Raw genomic sequence first — 18,017 nt, 5'->3', positions numbered from 1 at the left:
TAATTATGGAAAAATGGACATGTGTGGTTTGCGGTTATGTTTACGACCCGGCAAAGGGAGACCCTGAACACGGTATTGCCCCCGGAACTTCTTTTGAGCAGATTCCGGATGACTGGACCTGCCCGGAATGCGGAGCTTCCAAATCAGATTTTGAAAAGAACGCTTAAGTTATGCGTGTTGTAATAATCGGCAACGGCGCTGCAGGCGCGACTGCCGCTGAAGAGACAAGAAAAGCTGACGCTGCCTGCGAAATCACGGTAATATCGGATGAAAGATACCCGTATTATTCAAGGCCGCGGGTGATTGAATTTTTAACCGGAAAAGTGCCGGAAGAGAAAATATTTATTAAAAAATCCGAATGGTACGCTGATAATAAAATAGAACTGCTGCTTTCAACTGTTGTGGAAGAAATAAATACGGAGGCAAAACAGGTTAAAGCGGGCGGGGTTTTAATTAACTATGACAAGCTGATTATTGCCGCGGGTGCGTTTTCTTTTGCTCCGCCGTTTCCGGGCGCCAAAGACAAAGGCGTATTCACCCTGCGCACCATTGATGACGCAAAGAATATTATGCAGTACGCTAAGGGAAGAAAAAAAGCCGTGGTAATAGGCGGAGGGCTTTTGGGTATAGAAGCCGCCAACAGTTTAAAAGAGCACGGGTTAAAAGTTACAATAGTTGAAGTGTTTGACAGGCTGCTGCCGCGCCAGCTGGACGCGGAAACGGCGGCTATCTTAAAGGAAAAACTGGAAAATATGGGGTTAAGTTTTATCCTGAATAAACAGACAGCCGCTATTGAAGATGCGTCGGGCAGAAAAACAGTGAAATTTTCGGATGACACATCTGAAGAAACCGATATGGTACTTTTGTCAGCCGGCATAAGAAGCAATTTAAAGATAGCAGAAAATACCGGAATTGAAAAAATGCTTGGAATAAAGATAGACGGGTTTGGCAGGACAAATATTGATTCGGTTTACGCCTGCGGCGATATAGCGGAATTTAACGGCAGGGTGTACGGCATATGGCCTGCCGCGCGCGAACAGGCGGCGGCGGCGGCTTCGCATATAACCGGCGGAAGCGCGGAATATAAAGGCACTGTAATGTCGGTTAAACTTAAAGTGGCGGGTATAGAACTTGCGTCAATGGGCGACGTTTCCGGGGAAGGGACGCAGGCGGAAGTTAAAAAGGAAAATGAAAATTTTAAAAAGATATTCATAAGGGATAATAAAGTTGCCGGCGCAATCCTTATCGGCGACACAAAAGACTATATGAAAATACAAAAGCTTATTAAGGACGGCGGAAGCCCGCAGGAAGCGCTTTAAATAAAAGTATTGACAAAAACGGGGGCGGGTTGTATATTTGTAATTAGTTCAAAGTTGTAATTAATACAAAAACGGAGGGTCTAAGATGAAAATCGGAAAGAAGATGGAAGAGGCAATCAACAAACAGGTTAACGCGGAAATTTATTCGGCGTACCTTTACCTTTCAATGTCAGCCAAGTGCACCGAAGTAAACCTTAAGGGTTTTGCCAACTGGTTTTACGTGCAGTCGCAGGAAGAAATGACGCACGCGATGAAATTCTACCGTTTCATACTTGAAAGAAGCGGACACGCGGTATTCCCGGCGGTTGAAACCGTTCGCGATGACTGGAAATCGCCCCTGGAAATGTTTGAAGCGGCGTACGCCCACGAACAGAAAGTGACAGCTTTGATAAACAATCTTATGGACATAGCCATTGCCGAAAAAGACCACGCGTCCGCGTCAATGTTAAAGTGGTTTATTGACGAGCAGGTGGAAGAAGAGGCTAATTCATCCGAACTGGCGGAAAAACTTAAATTAATAGGCGATTCAAAAGACGCGCTTTTTATGATAGATAAAGAATTGTCATTAAGGGTATTTGTGGATTCCACCCAGGCAGGCGTGTAAACGGGAGTTAAAAAAGTGGAGACATCTGAAAAAACGGAAAAGGAAGTTGCGGCTCTCTTAAAAGGAAAAAAAATAAGGCCGTCGGTAATAAGGGTGAAGGTGCTTAAATACCTTCTTGATAAAAGAAACCATCCCACGGCAGACCGGTTGTTTAATAGCCTTGAAAATGAAATACCCACACTGTCAAGGACAAGTATATACAATACGTTAAAGACTTTTTTAGAAGAAGGCATTGTGTCAGAAATCACCATAGAAGACGGTATTTCCAGGTATGACGCTTTTACGGGAAGGCACGGCCATTTTATCTGTGAAAAATGCGGCGGCGTAAGCGATTTTAATGTCAAATGCGCCACATGCGTGCCGGAATGGTTAAAGGGGTATAAGGTCACGCAGGAACACGTGTATCTTAAAGGTTTGTGTCCGGAGTGCGTAAAGAGCAGGGGGAAAAAATAATGAAAAAAGCATCTGGGAAAAAAGCGGTAAAAGGTTTAAAAAAAATTATAAAGAAAGCCGTAAAAAAAAGCAACGGCAAGGCCGCGCTAAAAACCGGTGACATCGCTCCGGCCTTCTGCCTTAAAGACAGCGCTGAAAAAAACGTATGCCTTAAAGATTTTAAAGGCAGGTGGGTTGTGCTGTATTTTTACCCCAAAGACAACACTCCGGGCTGCACCATTGAAGCCAGGGATTTTTCCAAAGAACTTTCCGGCTTTGAAGAACTTGGCTGTGAAGTGCTTGGCATTTCCGGCGACAGCTGCGAAAGCCACAGGAAATTTATAAAAAACCATAACCTTAAACTTACGCTTTTAAGCGATGAATCAAAAAACGTGCTTAAAGTCTACGGAGTGTGGCAGAAGAAAAACATGATGGGCAGGGAATATATGGGAATTGTCCGTACAACAATTTTAATTGATCCAAAGGGTAAAATAGCATCTGTGTGGGAAAAAGTGTCGGTTGCCGGCCACGCGGCTGAAGTTCTTATGAAGTTAAAGGAAACCGGCGCAAATTAAGAAAAGGAAGGTGGATTAAATGGCTGTAAAAAAGATAGCGCAGGGTATTAATTCGGTGGGGGCTGTTGACTGGGACAGAAAACTTTTTGACGAACTGATACCGCTTCCGGAAGGCACAAGTTACAACTCGTATTTTATTGAAGGCAGTGAAAAGTGCGCCTTAATTGACACGGTGGACCCGGTTAAGACCTATGAACTTTTTAAGAACCTTGATTTTCTGGGAGTCACGAAAATAGATTATGTAATCGCCAACCACGCGGAACAGGACCATTCCGGTTCTTTGCCGGCGGTCTTAAAGAAATTCCCCGGCGCGAAAATAGTGACCAATGAAAAATGCAAAGGTTTTTTAAAGGATTTTATGCCTGAACTTAACGACAGTGATTTTATGGCTGTCGCGGATAAGCAGGAAATATCCCTTGGAAACAGGACGCTTCAGTTTTTTCTTACGCCGTGGGTACACTGGCCGGAAACCATGGTTACCCTTTTAAAAGAGGATAAAATTCTTTTTACCTGCGACTATTTCGGTTCGCACGTGGCTGTTTCGGATATATTTGACACGGCGCACACATATACTTCCGCCAAAAGGTATTACGCGGAAATTATGTCGCCTTTTCGGAATGTGATAAAGAAAAACATGGAAATTGTGCGCTCCATCAATCCGGCAATGATATGCCCAAGCCACGGAGTGGTGCATACCGATCCGGCAAAAGTGATGTCATGGTATGACGAATGGATAAAGGACGACGTGAAAAATTACGCGCTTGTGCTTTATATCTCCATGCATCACAGCATGAAAGCGGCGGCGGAACACCTTGCCGATTCGCTGGCAAATAAAGGGGTAAGGACAAAACTGTATAACCTTTCAAACGCCGATATAGGCGAAATTGCAATGGACCTTGTGGACGCGGCAACGGTTATAGTCTGCGCGCCAACCGTGCTTGCGGGAGTTCATCCCGTGGCGGCCAATGTGGTGTACCTGTTTAACGCGTTAAGGACAAAGACAAAATTTTTATCACTTATAACAGGGTGGAACTGGATGGAAAAAGCGCAGGAAGCGCTTGCGGCAATGGTGCCAAATTTTAAAGGCGAGCTGATAGCGCCGCTTAAAGTTCAGGGATACCCCAAAAAAGCGGATTTTGAGGCCATAGACGCCATGGCACAGGCGGTAGTGGAAAAGCACAAAACAATCAATCTTATTTAAAAAAACGGAGATAAAAAGTGAGCACTGTAAATATTAAAGATGTTTTTAAGGTGGCAATAAAGATAGAGGAAAACGGCAAAAAGTTCTATGAATACGCGGCATCAATGGCGGGAAATAAGGACATAAAAGGCGTGATGCTGGCGCTTGCCAAAGAAGAGGAAAAACATAAAAAGACCTTTGAGAAAATGATGACACAGCTTAAGGGCAAATATTCATTATCGGAGTTCTCTGAACAATACATGGAAAACCTTATAGTTTACATAGAAGAAAAAATTGTTTTTAAAAAGGAAAAGTTTAACGCGGCCGCGGCTGAAAAAAAGATGGATAATATAATTCATGCCGTGGATTTTGCAATGGACAGGGAGCAGGATTCAATTACCCTGTATGAAGGCATTAAAAACATTGTCAAAAAAGAACACGCGGAAATTGTGCAGCAGATAATAAAAGAAGAACAGAACCACTTTTTAAAACTTTCAATGGCAAAAAAACTGCTGGAAAAAAATAAAACAGGAGGAGTAAGATGGCTGAAAAAATGGGGATTTACAAATGTATGGTATGCGGTAATGTTGTGGAAGATATTGTACCGGGAAAAGGGGAACTTATCTGCTGCGGGGAACCCATGAAGCTTATGGATGAAAAAAACAAGGACGGCGCCGGCGAAAAACACGTTCCTGTAATAGAAGCATCAGGGGACGGAGTTTTGGTTAAAATTGGTTCAGTGCCGCATCCTATGGAAGCTGACCACTGGATACAGTTTATAGAGGTGATATCCACGGACGGATTTGTAACAAGAAAAGATTTAAACCCCGGGGACAAACCTGAAGTGTTTTTTCAGATTCCCGTGGCAAAGATATCGGTTGTAAGGGAGTTCTGTAATAAGCACGGCCTTTGGGCGAAGTAGTCTGGAAGCCCGGAAAAACTAGCGGTTTAAGCTATAAGCAGATAAGCAGAAGCGGAAAATATAAAGACTTAAGCTATAGCTTAATTGCTTAATTTGTTAAAGCGCTAAGAAGTTAAAAAAAGGATTTTAAATTTTATACATCACAAGGAGAACGGTAATGGGAAAACTTAAAGGGACACAGACAGAAAAAAACCTTCTGGCATCTTTTGCGGGGGAATCTCAGGCAAGGACGCGTTATACTTATTTTGCAAGCGCGGCTAAAAAAGAAGGGTATGAACAGATTGCAGAACTTTTTATGGAAACCGCGGAGAATGAAAAAGAACACGCAAAAAGATTTTTTAAATTTCTTGAAGGCGGAATGGTGGAAATTACCGCTATGTATCCGGCCGGAGTAATAGGCAATACTTTAGAAAACTTAAAAGCGGCAGCCGACGGCGAACAGGAAGAACACACAGAACTTTACCCGGGCGCTGCGGTAACGGCCGAACAGGAAGGGTTTAAAGAGATAGCCGCCTGTTACAGGAATATTGCAAAAGTGGAAGCGGAACATGAAGCACGCTACCGCAAACTTGCCGCTAATATTGAAAAAGGCGAAGTTTTCAAAAAGTCTCATGTTGTAAGGTGGAAATGCCGTAACTGCGGTTTCGTGCATGAAGGGACGGAAGCACCGGATAAATGCCCGGCGTGCGTCCATCCGAAGGCGTTTTTTGAAATTAAAGAATCCAACTATTAATGTAAAAAGGTATGCGCGCCCCTTTGGGGCGCGCATACCGCTTATAAAACTGCTTTATTAAAAAGGTAAAACGGGGGATTCAATGAAAATAAAGTCAGCCGATAACAGGGTAAAACGCGAAGTATCAATAGTTTTGTCCGGCGAAGCAGGCCAGGGAATCCAGTCAATAGAAACCATCCTTATAAAACTTATAAAACAGTCCGGGTATAATGTCTTTGCCACCAAAGAATATATGTCACGCGTGCGCGGCGGCGTTAATGCCACTATGTTAAGGGTATCGCAGGACAGGGCGGCGGCCCCCGTGGATAAGACGGATATTTTCATCCCCCTTGAAAAAGAAGCGCTTGCAAGATACGCGTACAGGCTTGATAAAAACACAATAATAGCGGGCGATGCGGCATTGTTACAGGATAGCCGTGTAAATGATATTGCTTTTGGCAAAATTGCCGAAGCTCTTGGAAATCCTTTATTTTCTTCCATGGTGGCGGCAGGAGCGGCGTGCGGAATTATAGGCATAGGAAAAGAAACAGCGGATGATTTTATTCAAAAACTTTTCGGTAAAAAAGGCGAAGAGACAGTAAACGGAAATATAAAAGCTTTTGCCGCCGGTTATGAAGCGGGCGCGCGGACCGCGGTTAAAAATAATTTCAAAATTAAAATAGATAAAAATATAAAAATACAGGATGAATTTATGCTGTCAGGCGCGGACGCTGTGGCAATAGGCGCGATAGCCGGCGGCTGCAGCGCGGCATTCGCCTACCCGATGACGCCGGGGACTTCCGTGTTTACCGCGCTTGCGGAATATTCGCATAAAGGGCAGATTGCGGTGGAGCAGGCAGAAGATGAAATAGCGGCGATTAATATGGCGCTGGGCGCGTGGTACGCGGGGGCAAGGGCAATGGTATCCACTTCGGGCGGCGGTTTTGACCTTATGACAGAAGGGGTGTCGCTGGCGGGAATAACAGAAACTCCCGTGGTTATTCACCTGGCGCAAAGGCCGGGGCCTGCAACAGGATACCCCACAAGGACAGAGCAGGGCGATTTAAACCTTGCGCTGCACGCGGGGCACGGCGATTTCGCGCGCGTAATTCTTGCGCCGGGCAATACGCTGCAGGCGTTTGAACTTGCGCGGAAGGCGTTTGACACGGCGGATAAATATCAGGTGCCTGTTTTTATAATGACAGACCAGTATTTTGTGGATACGTACTACAACATACCGCGGTTTGAAGTAAAAGAACACAAAAATCAGAATTATATAGTTGAAACAAAAGAAGGTTACAAACGCTACGCGCTTACAAAAGACGGAATTTCACCGCGCGGCGTGCCCGGGTTTGGCACCGGATGTGTGTGCCTTGATTCAGACGAGCACGATGAAGACGGAAGGATAACAGAAGACTTGTCCGGCATCGGGCTTAAGATGAAAGAAAAAAGGATGAAAAAATCCGCGCTGTTAAACGCGGCTGCAATTAAACCTTCCCTGTACGGAAACAAAAATTATAAAACTATTTTTATATGCTGGGGTTCGGTTTTAAATACAGCGCTGGAAGCCATAAAAATTTCCGGTTTAAAAGACGCGGCAATACTTCACTATTCCCAGGTTTATCCGCTTCATAAAAGCACGGCTGATATAATTAAGAAAGCAAAAAAAGCCGTGATGATAGAAAATAATCAGACAGGCCAGTTTGCAGGGCTTATAAAAAAAGAAACCGGGCTGGATATCGGCCATAAAATTCTGCGCTATGACGGGCTGGCTTTTTCCGCGGACGGGCTGGCAGAATTGATGAAAAAGAGCGCGGCTATTAAAGGAAAGAAGATAAGAAAACCGGCCGAAAAAAAGAAAGGGAGGCGCTGATATGGCAAATTTATACGGCAAGGAAAATGTTGAAATAGCATGGTGCCCCGGCTGCGGAAACTTTGGAATAAGAAATATAGTAATGAACGCGCTTACAGAACTTGCCATTCCCAAAGAGAATCTTGTTTTTGTTTCAGGAATCGGGCAGGCCGCTAAAGCGCCGCAATATTACAATACAAGCTACTTTAACGGGCTTCACGGAAGGTCGCTTCCGCCGGCAGCCGCGATTAAAGCGGCTAACCCGCTGCTTAAAGTGATAGTGGAAAGCGGAGACGGCGATATGTACGGCGAAGGCGGCAACCATTTTATTCACGCCATAAGAAGAAATTCCGACATCACGGTAATTGTGCACAATAATATGGTTTACGGCCTTACAAAAGGCCAGGCATCGCCCACGTCGCGCCCGGGGTTTACCACCCCCGTGCAGGTGGACGGCGTGTTTGAAAACCCGCTTAACCCGGCAGCCCTTGCCATAGCGCTTGACGCTTCTTTTGTGGCGCGCGCGTCAGCGGGAGAACAGGAAAAATCAAAAGAAATAATTAAGGCGGCGATAAATCATAAAGGGTTCGCGCTGGTGGATATTTTTTCCGCGTGTGTGTCGTTTAACAAGGTTAATACCCACAGGTGGTTTAAGGAAAACACATATATAATAGAAGAAGGGTATGACCCAAAGAATAAACCGGAGGCGTTTAAGAAAAGCCTTGAAGAAGGCCCATGGCCGCTGGGTATATTATACGTCAATGATAACAAGCCGGTGTTTGAAGAAAAGCTTGCGCCGTATTTAAACAAAGACAACACCCCGCTGTATATAAGAAAAAGGGAAGCAGGCACGGTAATGGATATATTAAACACAAAGATTTAAATAACGGCTTATATTATGGAGGGTTACAATGTTAAAACCTGGGGAACATGCCGGAGATTTTGTATTAAAAAATCAGTCGGATGTTGAAGTTAATACCGCTGACTTTACGGGAAAAAGGCTTCTGTTATCGTTTCATCCGCTTGCATGGACCGGCGTGTGCGCCAAACAGATGAAATCGCTTGAAGATAATTATGACGCTTTTGAAGATTTAAATGTTGTGCCGTTGGGGATAAGCTGTGACCCTGCGCCTTCCAAAAAAGCGTGGGCTGAATCCCTTGAAATTGAACAGACAGACCTTCTGTCCGATTTCTGGCCGCACGGCGAAATAAGCAAAAAAATGGATGTGTTTATTGAAAAGATGGGTATATCCGGAAGGTTCAATATAATACTTGGGGCGGACAGAAAAGTCCTGTGGTCAAAGATATATCCTATAAAAGAAGTTCCGGATATTAAAGAAGTCCTGGAATTTCTTAAAAAAAGAAAATAAGGGAGGAAATAAAATGGATTGGGGACTTATCATTAAAGCTCTTGGCCTTACAAGCGCGGTGCTTCTGGTTATTGTTTTTATACTTGGTTTTTTCAAAATAAATATTCCAAACAGGATAAAACTGCATAAGATACTGGCTATAGTGCTTTTGTTCACCGCGCTTATTCACGGCGGAATAGTAATTTTTCTTACCCTTAAAGGGTAAAAGGAGGAAAAATGAAAAAATTAATTATGTTAACCGGGTTATTCGCGCTTGTATTCGCGGGAGCTGTATTTGCCCATTCTCCTTCGGGGATATCCATAGAATATGACCTGACGGAAAAAACCGTAAAGGTGATTGTGTCGCACACAAGCAAAGACGTTACAAAGCACTTTGTTGACGAAATTATTCTTTCGGTTAACGGCGTAAAAAAAATAAGCCAGGAAACAACGGTGCAGACGGATGACAAAAGCCAGCAGCTTATATACGCGGTTCCGGAGCTTAAAAGCGGCGATAAAATAACGGTTAAGGCCGTGTGTAACAAATTCGGGGATTTATCAAAGGACTTAAAGGTTAAATAAAAGCGTAAGGGCTGATATTAATAAAGCAGTGTCAAAAAACTGTTCTGCGGGAACAAGGGCTTTGCAGGGACAGCGCTCCTGCGCTGTCCGTCAGGTTAGCAGTTTAAAACATTATCCGTTGAACCGGATGGAGGAATGTTATGGATGTAAAAGACGCGATAAACGCAAGGCGGGCGCACAGGGCGTTTGATGCTGTGGAGATTTCAGATGAAACAGTAAAAGAACTTGCAGACGCGGCGTCCCTTGCCCCTTCATGTTTTAACAATCAGCCGGCAAAATTCATATTTGTAAAAGGAAAAGAACAGCTGGAAAAAGCAAAGGCGGCTTTAAACAAAGGCAATGAATGGGCAAACAAAGACTCCATGATAATAGCTGTGCTTGCAAAAAAAGATTTTGACTGCGTGATTAAAGACAGGCTGTATTATCTTTTTGACACGGGAATAGCGGTGGGAAATTTAATGCTGCGTGCCGTGGAACTTGGGCTTGTGGCGCACCCAATTGCGGGGTACTCTCCGGAAAAAACAAGGGAAGCGCTTTCAATCCCGGATGAATTTGAAGTGGTAACGCTTATTAACGTGGGTAAAAAAGGCAATGACATGTCTATCCTGTCTGACTGGCAGAAAGAACAGGAAGACAACAGGCCGGCGCGCCTGCCCGCGGAAAACAGGTATTCAATTGATATGTATAGCGAAAAGTTAAATGTAAAACCCGCCAGGTGAAAAAGCCGGCAGGGGGGTTAAAGTGAAAATAACAGAAGAACTTTCAATAAACACGCTGCGCATGCTGTCCATAGATATGGTGGAACGCGCGAAATCCGGACATCCGGGGCTGCCTTTGGGCGCGGCGCCTATGATATATACTTTATATTCCAAATTCATAAAGCACAATCCGGCTGACCCGAAATGGGCGGACAGGGACCGTTTTATTCTGTCTGCGGGCCATGGAAGCGCGCTTCTATACTCGCTTCTTCATCTTTATGGATACGGTATTTCATTGGATGACCTGAAAAATTTCAGGCAGTTTAAAAGCATAACCCCCGGGCACCCTGAATACGGTTTAACTCCCGGTGTTGAAGCCACGACAGGGCCTCTGGGACAGGGGTTTGCAATGGGCGTCGGCATGGCAATCGCGGAAAAAACGCTTGCCGGGTGTTTTAATAAAAGAGGGCACAGTATAATAGACCACTACATTTACGGCATTGTATCGGACGGGGACCTTATGGAAGGCGTTGCTTCCGAAGCCGCGTCTCTTGCAGGTACAATGAAACTTGGAAAAATAATTTACCTGTATGATGATAACGGCATTTCCATAGAGGGCGACACGGATATATCTTTTACGGAAAATGTGAAAGCAAGGTTTGAAGCGTACGGCTGGCATACGCCTGTTGTGGCTGACGGCAATGACACTTATGATATTGAAAGGGCGATACACGAAGCAAAGCGGGAAAAAAACCGCCCGTCGCTTATAATTATAAAAACGCATATCGGTTTTGGCTCCCCCCGGCAGGATAACGCGCAGGCTCACGGCGAGCCTCTGGGAAAAGAAAATGTGATAAAGACAAAACAGTTTTTTGGCTGGCCCGAAGACAGGGAATTTTACGTGCCAAAGGAAGTGTCCGATAATTTTAAGGAAATGGCAAAAACCGGAGCGGAAGCGCAGCGCGACTGGAATGAAAGGGTGGAAGCTTACAGGTCATCATTCCCCAAAGAAAACAGGCTGCTGGATAAGTATTTAAGCGGCAGTATTAATGAAGAACTTAAAAAAAATCTGGAATTTTTCACCGCGGGTGAAAAAATTGCCACGCGCACGGCATCCGGAAAAATAATGAATATTATAGAAAAATATATGACGGAATTTATGGGCGGGTCGGCTGACCTGGCGCCGTCCACCAAAACAGAATTAAAAGGGCAGGGAAGTTTTGGCATTTCGGGTATGTGCAGCCGCAATATACATTTTGGCGTGCGCGAGCACGCAATGGGCGCGATTGTAAACGGCTTGGCGCTGCACGGCGGCATTATCCCGTATTCCGCCACATTTCTTATATTCTCTGATTACATGAGGCCCGCGATACGGCTTGCCGCGCTTATGAAAACGCATTCAATATTTGTTTTTACGCATGACAGCATAGGTCTTGGCGAAGACGGCCCCACGCACCAGCCGGTGGAACAGCTTCCGTCGCTTCGCATGATACCGGGGCTTACCGTGATAAGGCCGGCGGACGCGAATGAAACCGTGGCTGCGTGGTACATGGCGGTAACGCAAAAAATGCCTTTTGCCCTTGTATTCACGCGGCAGGACCTGCCTGTTTTGGATAATGAAAAATATAAAGTTTTTGAAAACGCGCAAAAAGGCGGGTATGTGCTGGAACACGGCGGTGAAAAACCGGATGTGTTAATAATAGCCACGGGTTCAGAAGTGCATCCCGCGTTAAAAGCCGCGGAGCTGTTAAGAAACAGGCATTTAACCGCAAGGGTTGTATCGCTTCCGTCCTATGAAATGTTTTTAAGGCAGACAGAAGTTTACCGTGAATCAGTAATACCTTCTCATTTAACAAAACGTATTGTTGTGGAAGCTTCGCATCCCGCGTTTTTTAAAGGCCTTGCGGGAGATAACGGAACAGTGATTGGTGTGGAAAAGTTTGGCGCGTCAGCGCCGGGCGATAAAGTGATGGAAAATTACGGCATGGCCGCAGAAAACATAGCGGCAAAAGCGGCAGAGCTTCTTAAAAAGAATTAATATCCGGAGGTTAAAATGAAACTTGCTGTAATAGGGCTTGGCAGAATGGGATTAAATATGGCGCTGCGCCTGGCGCGCGGCGGGCATAATGTTGTTGCATATAACCGCACGCAGGAAAAAACAAAAGAAGCCGAAAAAGAAAAAGGGATAGAAGGCGTGTATTCGCTTAAAGAGGTTGTGGATAAACTTGACGCGCCGCGCGTGGTGTGGCTTATGCTGCCTGCGGGCGAAGTGTCGCAGCGGCACGTGGATGAATTAAAGGCGATGTTAAAAGCGGGCGATATTATTGTTGACGGCGCGAATTCGCATTATAAAGACGGGATAACACGCGCTGAAGAACTGAAAAAATACGGGATCATGTATGTGGACGCGGGCGTGTCCGGCGGCGTGTGGGGTTTAAATTACGGTTATGGCATAACAGCAGGCGGCAGCAAAGAGGCTTTTAATATAATAGAACCGTTGTTAAGAACTCTTTCTCCTGAAAAAGGGTATCTGTACTGCGGCAGGGCGGGCGCGGGCCATTATGTAAAGATGGTGCATAACGCGATAGAGTACGGCATGATGGAAGCGTACGCCGAGGGGTTTCAGATATTAAAAGCCTCGCCTTATGCCGATGATTTTGATTTAAAAAAGATTGCAGGGGCGTGGAATCACGGAAGTGTTATAAGGTCGTGGATGCTTGGGCTTTTAGAAAATGCTTTTGAAAAAGACAAAGGCCTGTCTGCAATTCAGGGATATGTGCAGGATTCCGGCGAAGCGCGCTGGGCTTTAAAAGAAGCGGTGGATTCGGGCGTGGCGGCGGATGTGATTGCGGCTTCTTTATTTAAAAGGTTTAATTCAAGGCAGAAGGATGTCTTTGCCAATAAAATAACGGCTGCTTTAAGAAATGAATTCGGCGGCCACGAGACTGCCGGCGCGGACGCGGACGTAAAAACCAATTCAGCTTCGGCAGGCGCGGTAAAACATTCCGGGAGAAATGATGGAAAATAAGGGCGATAAAGTTCAGGTGCATCTTAACACGCAGGCGCACGCCGCGTGTGAAATTCAAAAAGGGGTAAAATGCGGGGTGATAATACCGGGCGCCTCAGGCGATTTGGCTTTCAGAAAGCTTATTCCTTCCTTATATAACCTTTACTGCGCCGGCAGGGTGCCGGAAGAGTTTTTTGTTCTGGGGTACGCGCGCACAAAGATGGACGACAGCGTATTCAGAAAGACAGTTGAAGAATCGGTCAGAAAGTCGGATAAAACGGTTATTGAAACGCGGCTTACGGATTTTCTGCAAAGGTGTTTTTACGTCCCCGGCGGTTATGACGACAAGGACGCCCTTTTAAACCTGAAAAAACGCGCGGATGAACTGGCCGCGAAATTTGATACAGGCGGCAGCCTTATTGTCCATATGGCAACACCGCCGGATGTATTTGGAAAAATTACAATGTGCCTTCATGAAGCCGGGCTTTTAAAAAAAACAGATGATAAATCCTCTTTTATAAGGGTTATGTATGAAAAACCTTTTGGGCACGATACGGACAGCGCCAAAGAACTTAATCTTCAATTACTTCAATACCTTTCTGAAGGGCAGATATACCGTATTGACCATTACTTTGGCAAAGAGACCGTGCAGAATATTCTTGTATTCCGGTTTGCCAATATGATTTTTGAACCGGTTTGGAACAGCGAATACATTGACCATGTTCAGATAACTTTCGCGGAAGATATCGGCGTGGAACACAGGGCCGGGTATTATGAAAAGTACGGGGCGCTGCGCGACGTTTTTCAGAATCATATGCTTCAGCTTGCAGCCCTTATAGGTATGGAGCATCCCGCGGGCCTGGATGAGGACAGCGTAAGAAGTGAAAAGATTAAGTTTTTTAAATCAATAACCCCATTTGATGAAAGTAAATTAAAAGACAGTGTAATTATGGGGCAGTATGGCGCGGGTAATAATATGACAGGCTACAGGCAGGAACAGGGGGTTAATTCAGATTCCTGCACGGAAACCTATTTTGCCTTAAAGATGTTTGTGGATAATAAACGGTGGGAAGGCGTCCCTTTTTATATAAGGGCGGGAAAAAGGCTGAAACGCAAAATGTCGCAGATTGCCGTTGTGTTTAAAAAAGTGCCTTCATGCATGTTCTGCAGGGAACATCAGGGCAATGCAATGTCTCCCAACATACTGGTATTTGCAATTCAGCCGGAGCAGGGCGTAAACCTTACCTTTCAGGCAAAAATGCCGGGTTCTAAAATGTGCCTTGCCCCGCTTGAAATGAAATTCAATTACAATGATTTGTTCGGCGGGCAGAGATCCGATGATTATGAAACCCTTATACTGGACTGCATGCGGGGCGACCGGACGCTGTTCTGGAGCAAAGAAGGGGTTGAAATATCGTGGCAGCTTCTGCAGCCTTTGCTGCAAAAGTGGGAATCGTGCGGCATGGGCGAAAAACAGCAGTTTCTTAATATGTATCAGGCAGGCTCATGGGGCCCCAAAGAAGCGGATATGCTTATTGAAAAGGACGGCAGAAAGTGGATAATAAAAGAGTAATTGATATTTTGAACAGCGGAGGGTAAATGGAAATAACGGTTCATGAATTTCCTGATATGAAAAAATTAAGCGCGCAAAGCGCGCTGTATATCGCGGGTATTATTAAAAACAGCATTGAAAATAAAGGCAGGTGTATTATCGCGCTGTCCGGCGGAAAGTCTCCAAAGCAGGTATATGAAAAACTTGCGGAAGCTGATATTAACGCTGGAATCAACTGGCGCAGGGTTTTTGTTTTCTGGGGCGACGAACGCTACACAGGGCACACATCGGAAGACAGCAATTATTACATGACATACAGAAGTTTTCTTTCAAAGGTTAACATACCGCAGGAAAATATCTTCAGGGTGCCGGTGGAAGTATCTCCCGCGTCATACGCGGCTGTACTATATGAGCGCATGATGGAAAAGTTTTTTATGTCCATGGCCGCGGTAAACGGAAAAAAAAGGACGCCTGTTTTTGACCTTATGCTGTTAGGGGTGGGCGCGGACGGCCACACAGCGTCATTATTCCCCGGCCATGAAGCGGTTAACGAGAAAAAGAGATGGGTGGTAAGTTTAAAAACCGCTGATAATATGCAGGAACGCGTTACAATGACCCTGCCGGTTATAAATTCCGCGTGCAATGTGGTGTTTATAGTGTCCGGAGAAGGCAAGGGAAACATAATAAGGTCAGTGCTGGAAGAACGCGGAGCCGATAAAAAAGAATACCCCGCCGCGAAAATCACCCCCGAAACGGGAACGGTGTGGTTTGTGGATAAACGGGCTGTAAAGTAAAATTTTATGTTTTTTATCTGCGTTGTATATTTTTTGTATTTGTAGGGACAGCTCTCCCGCGCTGTCCGTATACTTGAATTGGTTTGTCATCCGCGCGTTTTTTGGTTTATGTACTGGTAGGCGCGTCTTTTTAGGGCGCGGCTCTTGTCTTAAAAATGTTCTATTTATGGGATATGGGTTAAACGTTTACGGGATAGAATTTTTGGAATTGGTAGACGCGGGTCTTTAGCCCGCGGTAGTTGATTTGGGGATGTTTTTACCGTCCCTCTGTGCATCTGTGCATCTGTGCATCCGTCTCTCGGATATTCTTAATGGAGGATACTATCATGGCAAAGAAAATACTTGTGGCTTACGGTACTTTTTCGGGGTCAACGGCTGAAACCGCGGAGTTTATCGGCAAGAAACTTTCCGAAAAAGGAATGCACGCCGATGTGAAGCCCGTGAATAAAATTAAATCAATTGAAGGCTACGACGGTGTTATCATCGGCAGCGCGGTTGTTATGGGTAAAATAAAAGGCTCTGTCGTGAAATTTGTTTCCGCGCGCAAAGACGCGCTTTTAAAGGTTCCGGTGGGTTATTTTCTTGTCTGCCTGACAATGCAGAAAGACACGCCTGATAGCAGAAAGACCGCAGCCGGCTATCTGGACCCGGTAAGGAACGTTGTTAAGCCTGTAAGCGAAGGGCTGTTTGCGGGTAAGGTGGATTTTAAAACTCTGCGTTTTCCCATGAGCCTTTTAACCCTTATGCCGGCTTTTAAAAAAGGCGTGCCGGAGGGGGATTATAGGGACTGGGCAAAGATAGAAAAATGGGCGAGGGAAACAGTTTCAAAATTTTAAAATTCCTGTTAACTGCCGTTGTCTTGTTGTGGTAGACGCGGGTTTTTATGCCCGCGGTCTTTGATTTGTATTTTGTAACTGCCTTTACCAAGCCTCCAAACATCTAAGCGTCCAAGCATCTGTTTTCCCCACCTCCTTTACTGATTCTGCAAAATAGAATTGTCCTGTTGATTCAGCATGTCAACGTAATTCTCTTAATACACATAAAATACAACCTAAAAAACACCTAATTTTATTGCGTAAAAATAGAAAATTCGCAATTCCACTTTGTTACAATGGATTTGCGAATTGACAATATTAATTACTTGATATATGATTAAGTTATGAAAACATACATAAAAAGAGATATTGAAAGCCGTATTAAGAAGTATATCAACGCTTTTCCCGCGGTTTCCCTTACCGGGCCGCGGCAATGCGGGAAAACAACCGTATTAAGGGAAGTGCTTGGTAAAGAATATGCCTATGTTTCTCTGGATGACACCAGGCAAAGAGCCATGGCAATAAATGATCCGGCTTTATTTGTTAAAAAACTGCCTGAAAAAGTAATTATTGATGAGTTACAATACGCACCTGCTGTAATGTCATACATTAAAATTGAAATTGACAATGCCCGTTATGATGAACGTGAAATAAAAGGAAGGTTTGTAATTACCGGTTCTCAGAATTTTTTACTTATGAAAAGTTTCACCGAGTCTCTTGCCGGCCGCGTGGGGATACTGCATATGAATACACTTAGTTCGGGCGAACTGGCTGTTTTTACCGGGGCTGATTCCACACGCCTTTTGTTTGAATTTGCATGCACCAGAGGAACATACCCGGAGCCTGTTTTGGACAAAACTATGGATATCCCGGGATGGTATGAAAGTTACCTGACAACATATATAGACAGGGATGTGCGCAGTCTTTACAATGTAGGGAATCTTGAAACTTACGATAAATTTATAAGGATACTTGCTTCAAGGCCGGGACAGCTGCTGAATATGGCGGCTGTTTCTAATGATTGCGGTGTATCTGCCAGTACAATAAAAAAATGGCTTTCTATACTTGAAGCAAGCGGTATTATATTCTATCTGCACCCATATCACGCCAATGTCAGGACAAGGCTTGTAAAAACACCAAAAATATACTTTTATGACACAGGCCTGGTCTGCAGAGTGAACAACATCAGAACGGAGAATGACATATATTCTCATGCCATGGCGGGGCAGATATTTGAGAATTACTGTGTCTCAGAGGCAAAAAAGAAACTGCTGAATACTTCGTTTTACAAAAGCAATATGCATTTTTACAGGGCTGATAAAGGGCCGGAAATAGACCTTTTGGTGGAAGAAAAAGGTAAGTTTCATTTGTTTGAGTTCAAATCGGGAATAAATGTAGGTTCTGAATCTGCAAAGAATATTGAGTTGGTTATAGCGAAGAATAAAAAGGTAGCCTGGTCCACGGCGCATGTTGTGACTCTTGGGGACGGCGCACAAATGTCTCATATAACGCAAAATGTAAAAATAACAGGCCTGATTGGAATGCTTGAAATATTGAAAGGTATTGAATAAATCTTAATAATTTCAGTCCGGATAATAAAAAGTTCAATTTTAAGGCCTGAACT

21 protein-coding genes are annotated in these 18,017 nt (G+C 44.6%); all 21 read left to right on the top strand.

Annotation, left to right across the window (positions count from 1 at the left end; genetic code table 11):
- Positions 1-5: 5 nt before the first annotated feature.
- The 21 genes from JXR81_05680 (at position 6) to JXR81_05580 (ending at position 17,964) form a co-directional block, all read left to right on the top strand.
- Positions 6-167 carry a rubredoxin gene (locus JXR81_05680; protein ID MBN2754343.1) on the top strand — a complete coding sequence of 54 codons (162 nt, stop codon included), beginning with the start codon at positions 6-8 and terminating at the stop codon, positions 165-167.
- Positions 168-170: 3 nt separating this feature from the next.
- On the top strand, positions 171-1,319 hold the full coding sequence (locus tag JXR81_05675; GenBank protein ID MBN2754342.1) for an NAD(P)/FAD-dependent oxidoreductase: 1,149 nt from the start codon (positions 171-173) through the stop codon (positions 1,317-1,319).
- 85 nt (positions 1,320-1,404) lie between these two features.
- Positions 1,405-1,923 (top strand): ferritin, encoded by a 519-nt coding sequence (locus tag JXR81_05670; protein MBN2754341.1) that lies wholly within the window; start codon positions 1,405-1,407, stop codon positions 1,921-1,923.
- 15 nt (positions 1,924-1,938) lie between these two features.
- On the top strand, positions 1,939-2,376 hold the full coding sequence (locus JXR81_05665) for a transcriptional repressor (protein ID MBN2754340.1): 438 nt from the start codon (positions 1,939-1,941) through the stop codon (positions 2,374-2,376).
- Complete coding sequence (bcp, locus tag JXR81_05660; protein MBN2754339.1) at positions 2,376-2,930, top strand: thioredoxin-dependent thiol peroxidase; 555 nt, start codon at positions 2,376-2,378, stop codon at positions 2,928-2,930. Before JXR81_05665 ends, bcp begins: the two co-directional genes overlap by 1 nt.
- 19 nt (positions 2,931-2,949) lie before the next feature.
- Positions 2,950-4,131 carry an FprA family A-type flavoprotein gene (locus tag JXR81_05655; protein ID MBN2754338.1) on the top strand — a complete coding sequence of 394 codons (1,182 nt, stop codon included), beginning with the start codon at positions 2,950-2,952 and terminating at the stop codon, positions 4,129-4,131.
- Positions 4,132-4,148: 17 nt separating this feature from the next.
- The gene (locus JXR81_05650; protein MBN2754337.1) at positions 4,149-4,754 is read left to right on the top strand and encodes a ferritin family protein; all 606 of its coding nucleotides are present in this window, start codon (positions 4,149-4,151) and stop codon (positions 4,752-4,754) included.
- Complete coding sequence (locus JXR81_05645) at positions 4,652-5,032, top strand: desulfoferrodoxin (protein MBN2754336.1); 381 nt, start codon at positions 4,652-4,654, stop codon at positions 5,030-5,032. The genes JXR81_05650 and JXR81_05645 overlap by 103 nt, the downstream gene beginning before the upstream one ends.
- Positions 5,033-5,189: 157 nt before the next feature.
- Complete coding sequence (locus JXR81_05640; protein ID MBN2754335.1) at positions 5,190-5,765, top strand: rubrerythrin family protein; 576 nt, start codon at positions 5,190-5,192, stop codon at positions 5,763-5,765.
- An 82-nt stretch (positions 5,766-5,847) separates the two neighbouring features.
- Positions 5,848-7,617: a 2-oxoacid:acceptor oxidoreductase subunit alpha gene (locus tag JXR81_05635; GenBank protein MBN2754334.1), complete on the top strand. Its 1,770-nt coding sequence runs from the start codon at positions 5,848-5,850 to the stop codon at positions 7,615-7,617.
- A 1-nt stretch (position 7,618) separates the two neighbouring features.
- Entirely contained in the window at positions 7,619-8,479 is an 861-nt protein-coding gene (locus JXR81_05630) for a 2-oxoacid ferredoxin oxidoreductase (GenBank protein MBN2754333.1), read from the top strand.
- A 28-nt stretch (positions 8,480-8,507) separates the two neighbouring features.
- Positions 8,508-8,966, top strand: a complete 459-nt coding sequence (locus JXR81_05625; GenBank protein ID MBN2754332.1) for a redoxin domain-containing protein — start codon at positions 8,508-8,510, stop codon at positions 8,964-8,966.
- A gap of 13 nt (positions 8,967-8,979) precedes the next feature.
- Entirely contained in the window at positions 8,980-9,171 is a 192-nt protein-coding gene (locus JXR81_05620; protein MBN2754331.1) for a hypothetical protein, read from the top strand.
- A gap of 11 nt (positions 9,172-9,182) precedes the next feature.
- The gene (locus JXR81_05615; protein MBN2754330.1) at positions 9,183-9,527 is read left to right on the top strand and encodes a hypothetical protein; all 345 of its coding nucleotides are present in this window, start codon (positions 9,183-9,185) and stop codon (positions 9,525-9,527) included.
- A 140-nt stretch (positions 9,528-9,667) separates the two neighbouring features.
- A complete protein-coding gene (locus JXR81_05610; GenBank protein ID MBN2754329.1) occupies positions 9,668-10,246 on the top strand; it encodes a nitroreductase family protein in 579 nt (192 codons plus the stop codon).
- A 22-nt stretch (positions 10,247-10,268) separates the two neighbouring features.
- On the top strand, positions 10,269-12,263 hold the full coding sequence (gene tkt / locus JXR81_05605; GenBank protein ID MBN2754328.1) for a transketolase: 1,995 nt from the start codon (positions 10,269-10,271) through the stop codon (positions 12,261-12,263).
- A 15-nt stretch (positions 12,264-12,278) separates the two neighbouring features.
- Entirely contained in the window at positions 12,279-13,253 is a 975-nt protein-coding gene (gnd, locus tag JXR81_05600; GenBank protein MBN2754327.1) for a decarboxylating 6-phosphogluconate dehydrogenase, read from the top strand.
- Positions 13,243-14,805, top strand: a complete 1,563-nt coding sequence (gene zwf, locus JXR81_05595) for a glucose-6-phosphate dehydrogenase (GenBank protein ID MBN2754326.1) — start codon at positions 13,243-13,245, stop codon at positions 14,803-14,805. The genes gnd and zwf overlap by 11 nt, the downstream gene beginning before the upstream one ends.
- Before the next feature lie 26 nt (positions 14,806-14,831).
- Positions 14,832-15,578: a 6-phosphogluconolactonase gene (pgl, locus tag JXR81_05590; GenBank protein MBN2754325.1), complete on the top strand. Its 747-nt coding sequence runs from the start codon at positions 14,832-14,834 to the stop codon at positions 15,576-15,578.
- Positions 15,579-15,904: 326 nt separating this feature from the next.
- Positions 15,905-16,414 (top strand): flavodoxin, encoded by a 510-nt coding sequence (locus JXR81_05585; protein ID MBN2754324.1) that lies wholly within the window; start codon positions 15,905-15,907, stop codon positions 16,412-16,414.
- 323 nt (positions 16,415-16,737) lie between these two features.
- On the top strand, positions 16,738-17,964 hold the full coding sequence (locus JXR81_05580) for an ATP-binding protein (protein MBN2754323.1): 1,227 nt from the start codon (positions 16,738-16,740) through the stop codon (positions 17,962-17,964).
- The last annotated feature ends 53 nt before the right edge of the window (positions 17,965-18,017 follow it).

The sequence above is a fragment of the Candidatus Goldiibacteriota bacterium genome, assembly GCA_016937715.1.
Lineage (GTDB): Bacteria > Oederibacteriota > PGYV01 > PGYV01 > PGYV01 > PGYV01.
The sequence above is the reverse complement of the archived record's forward strand: the minus strand, read 5'-3'. Positions and strand labels throughout refer to the sequence as shown.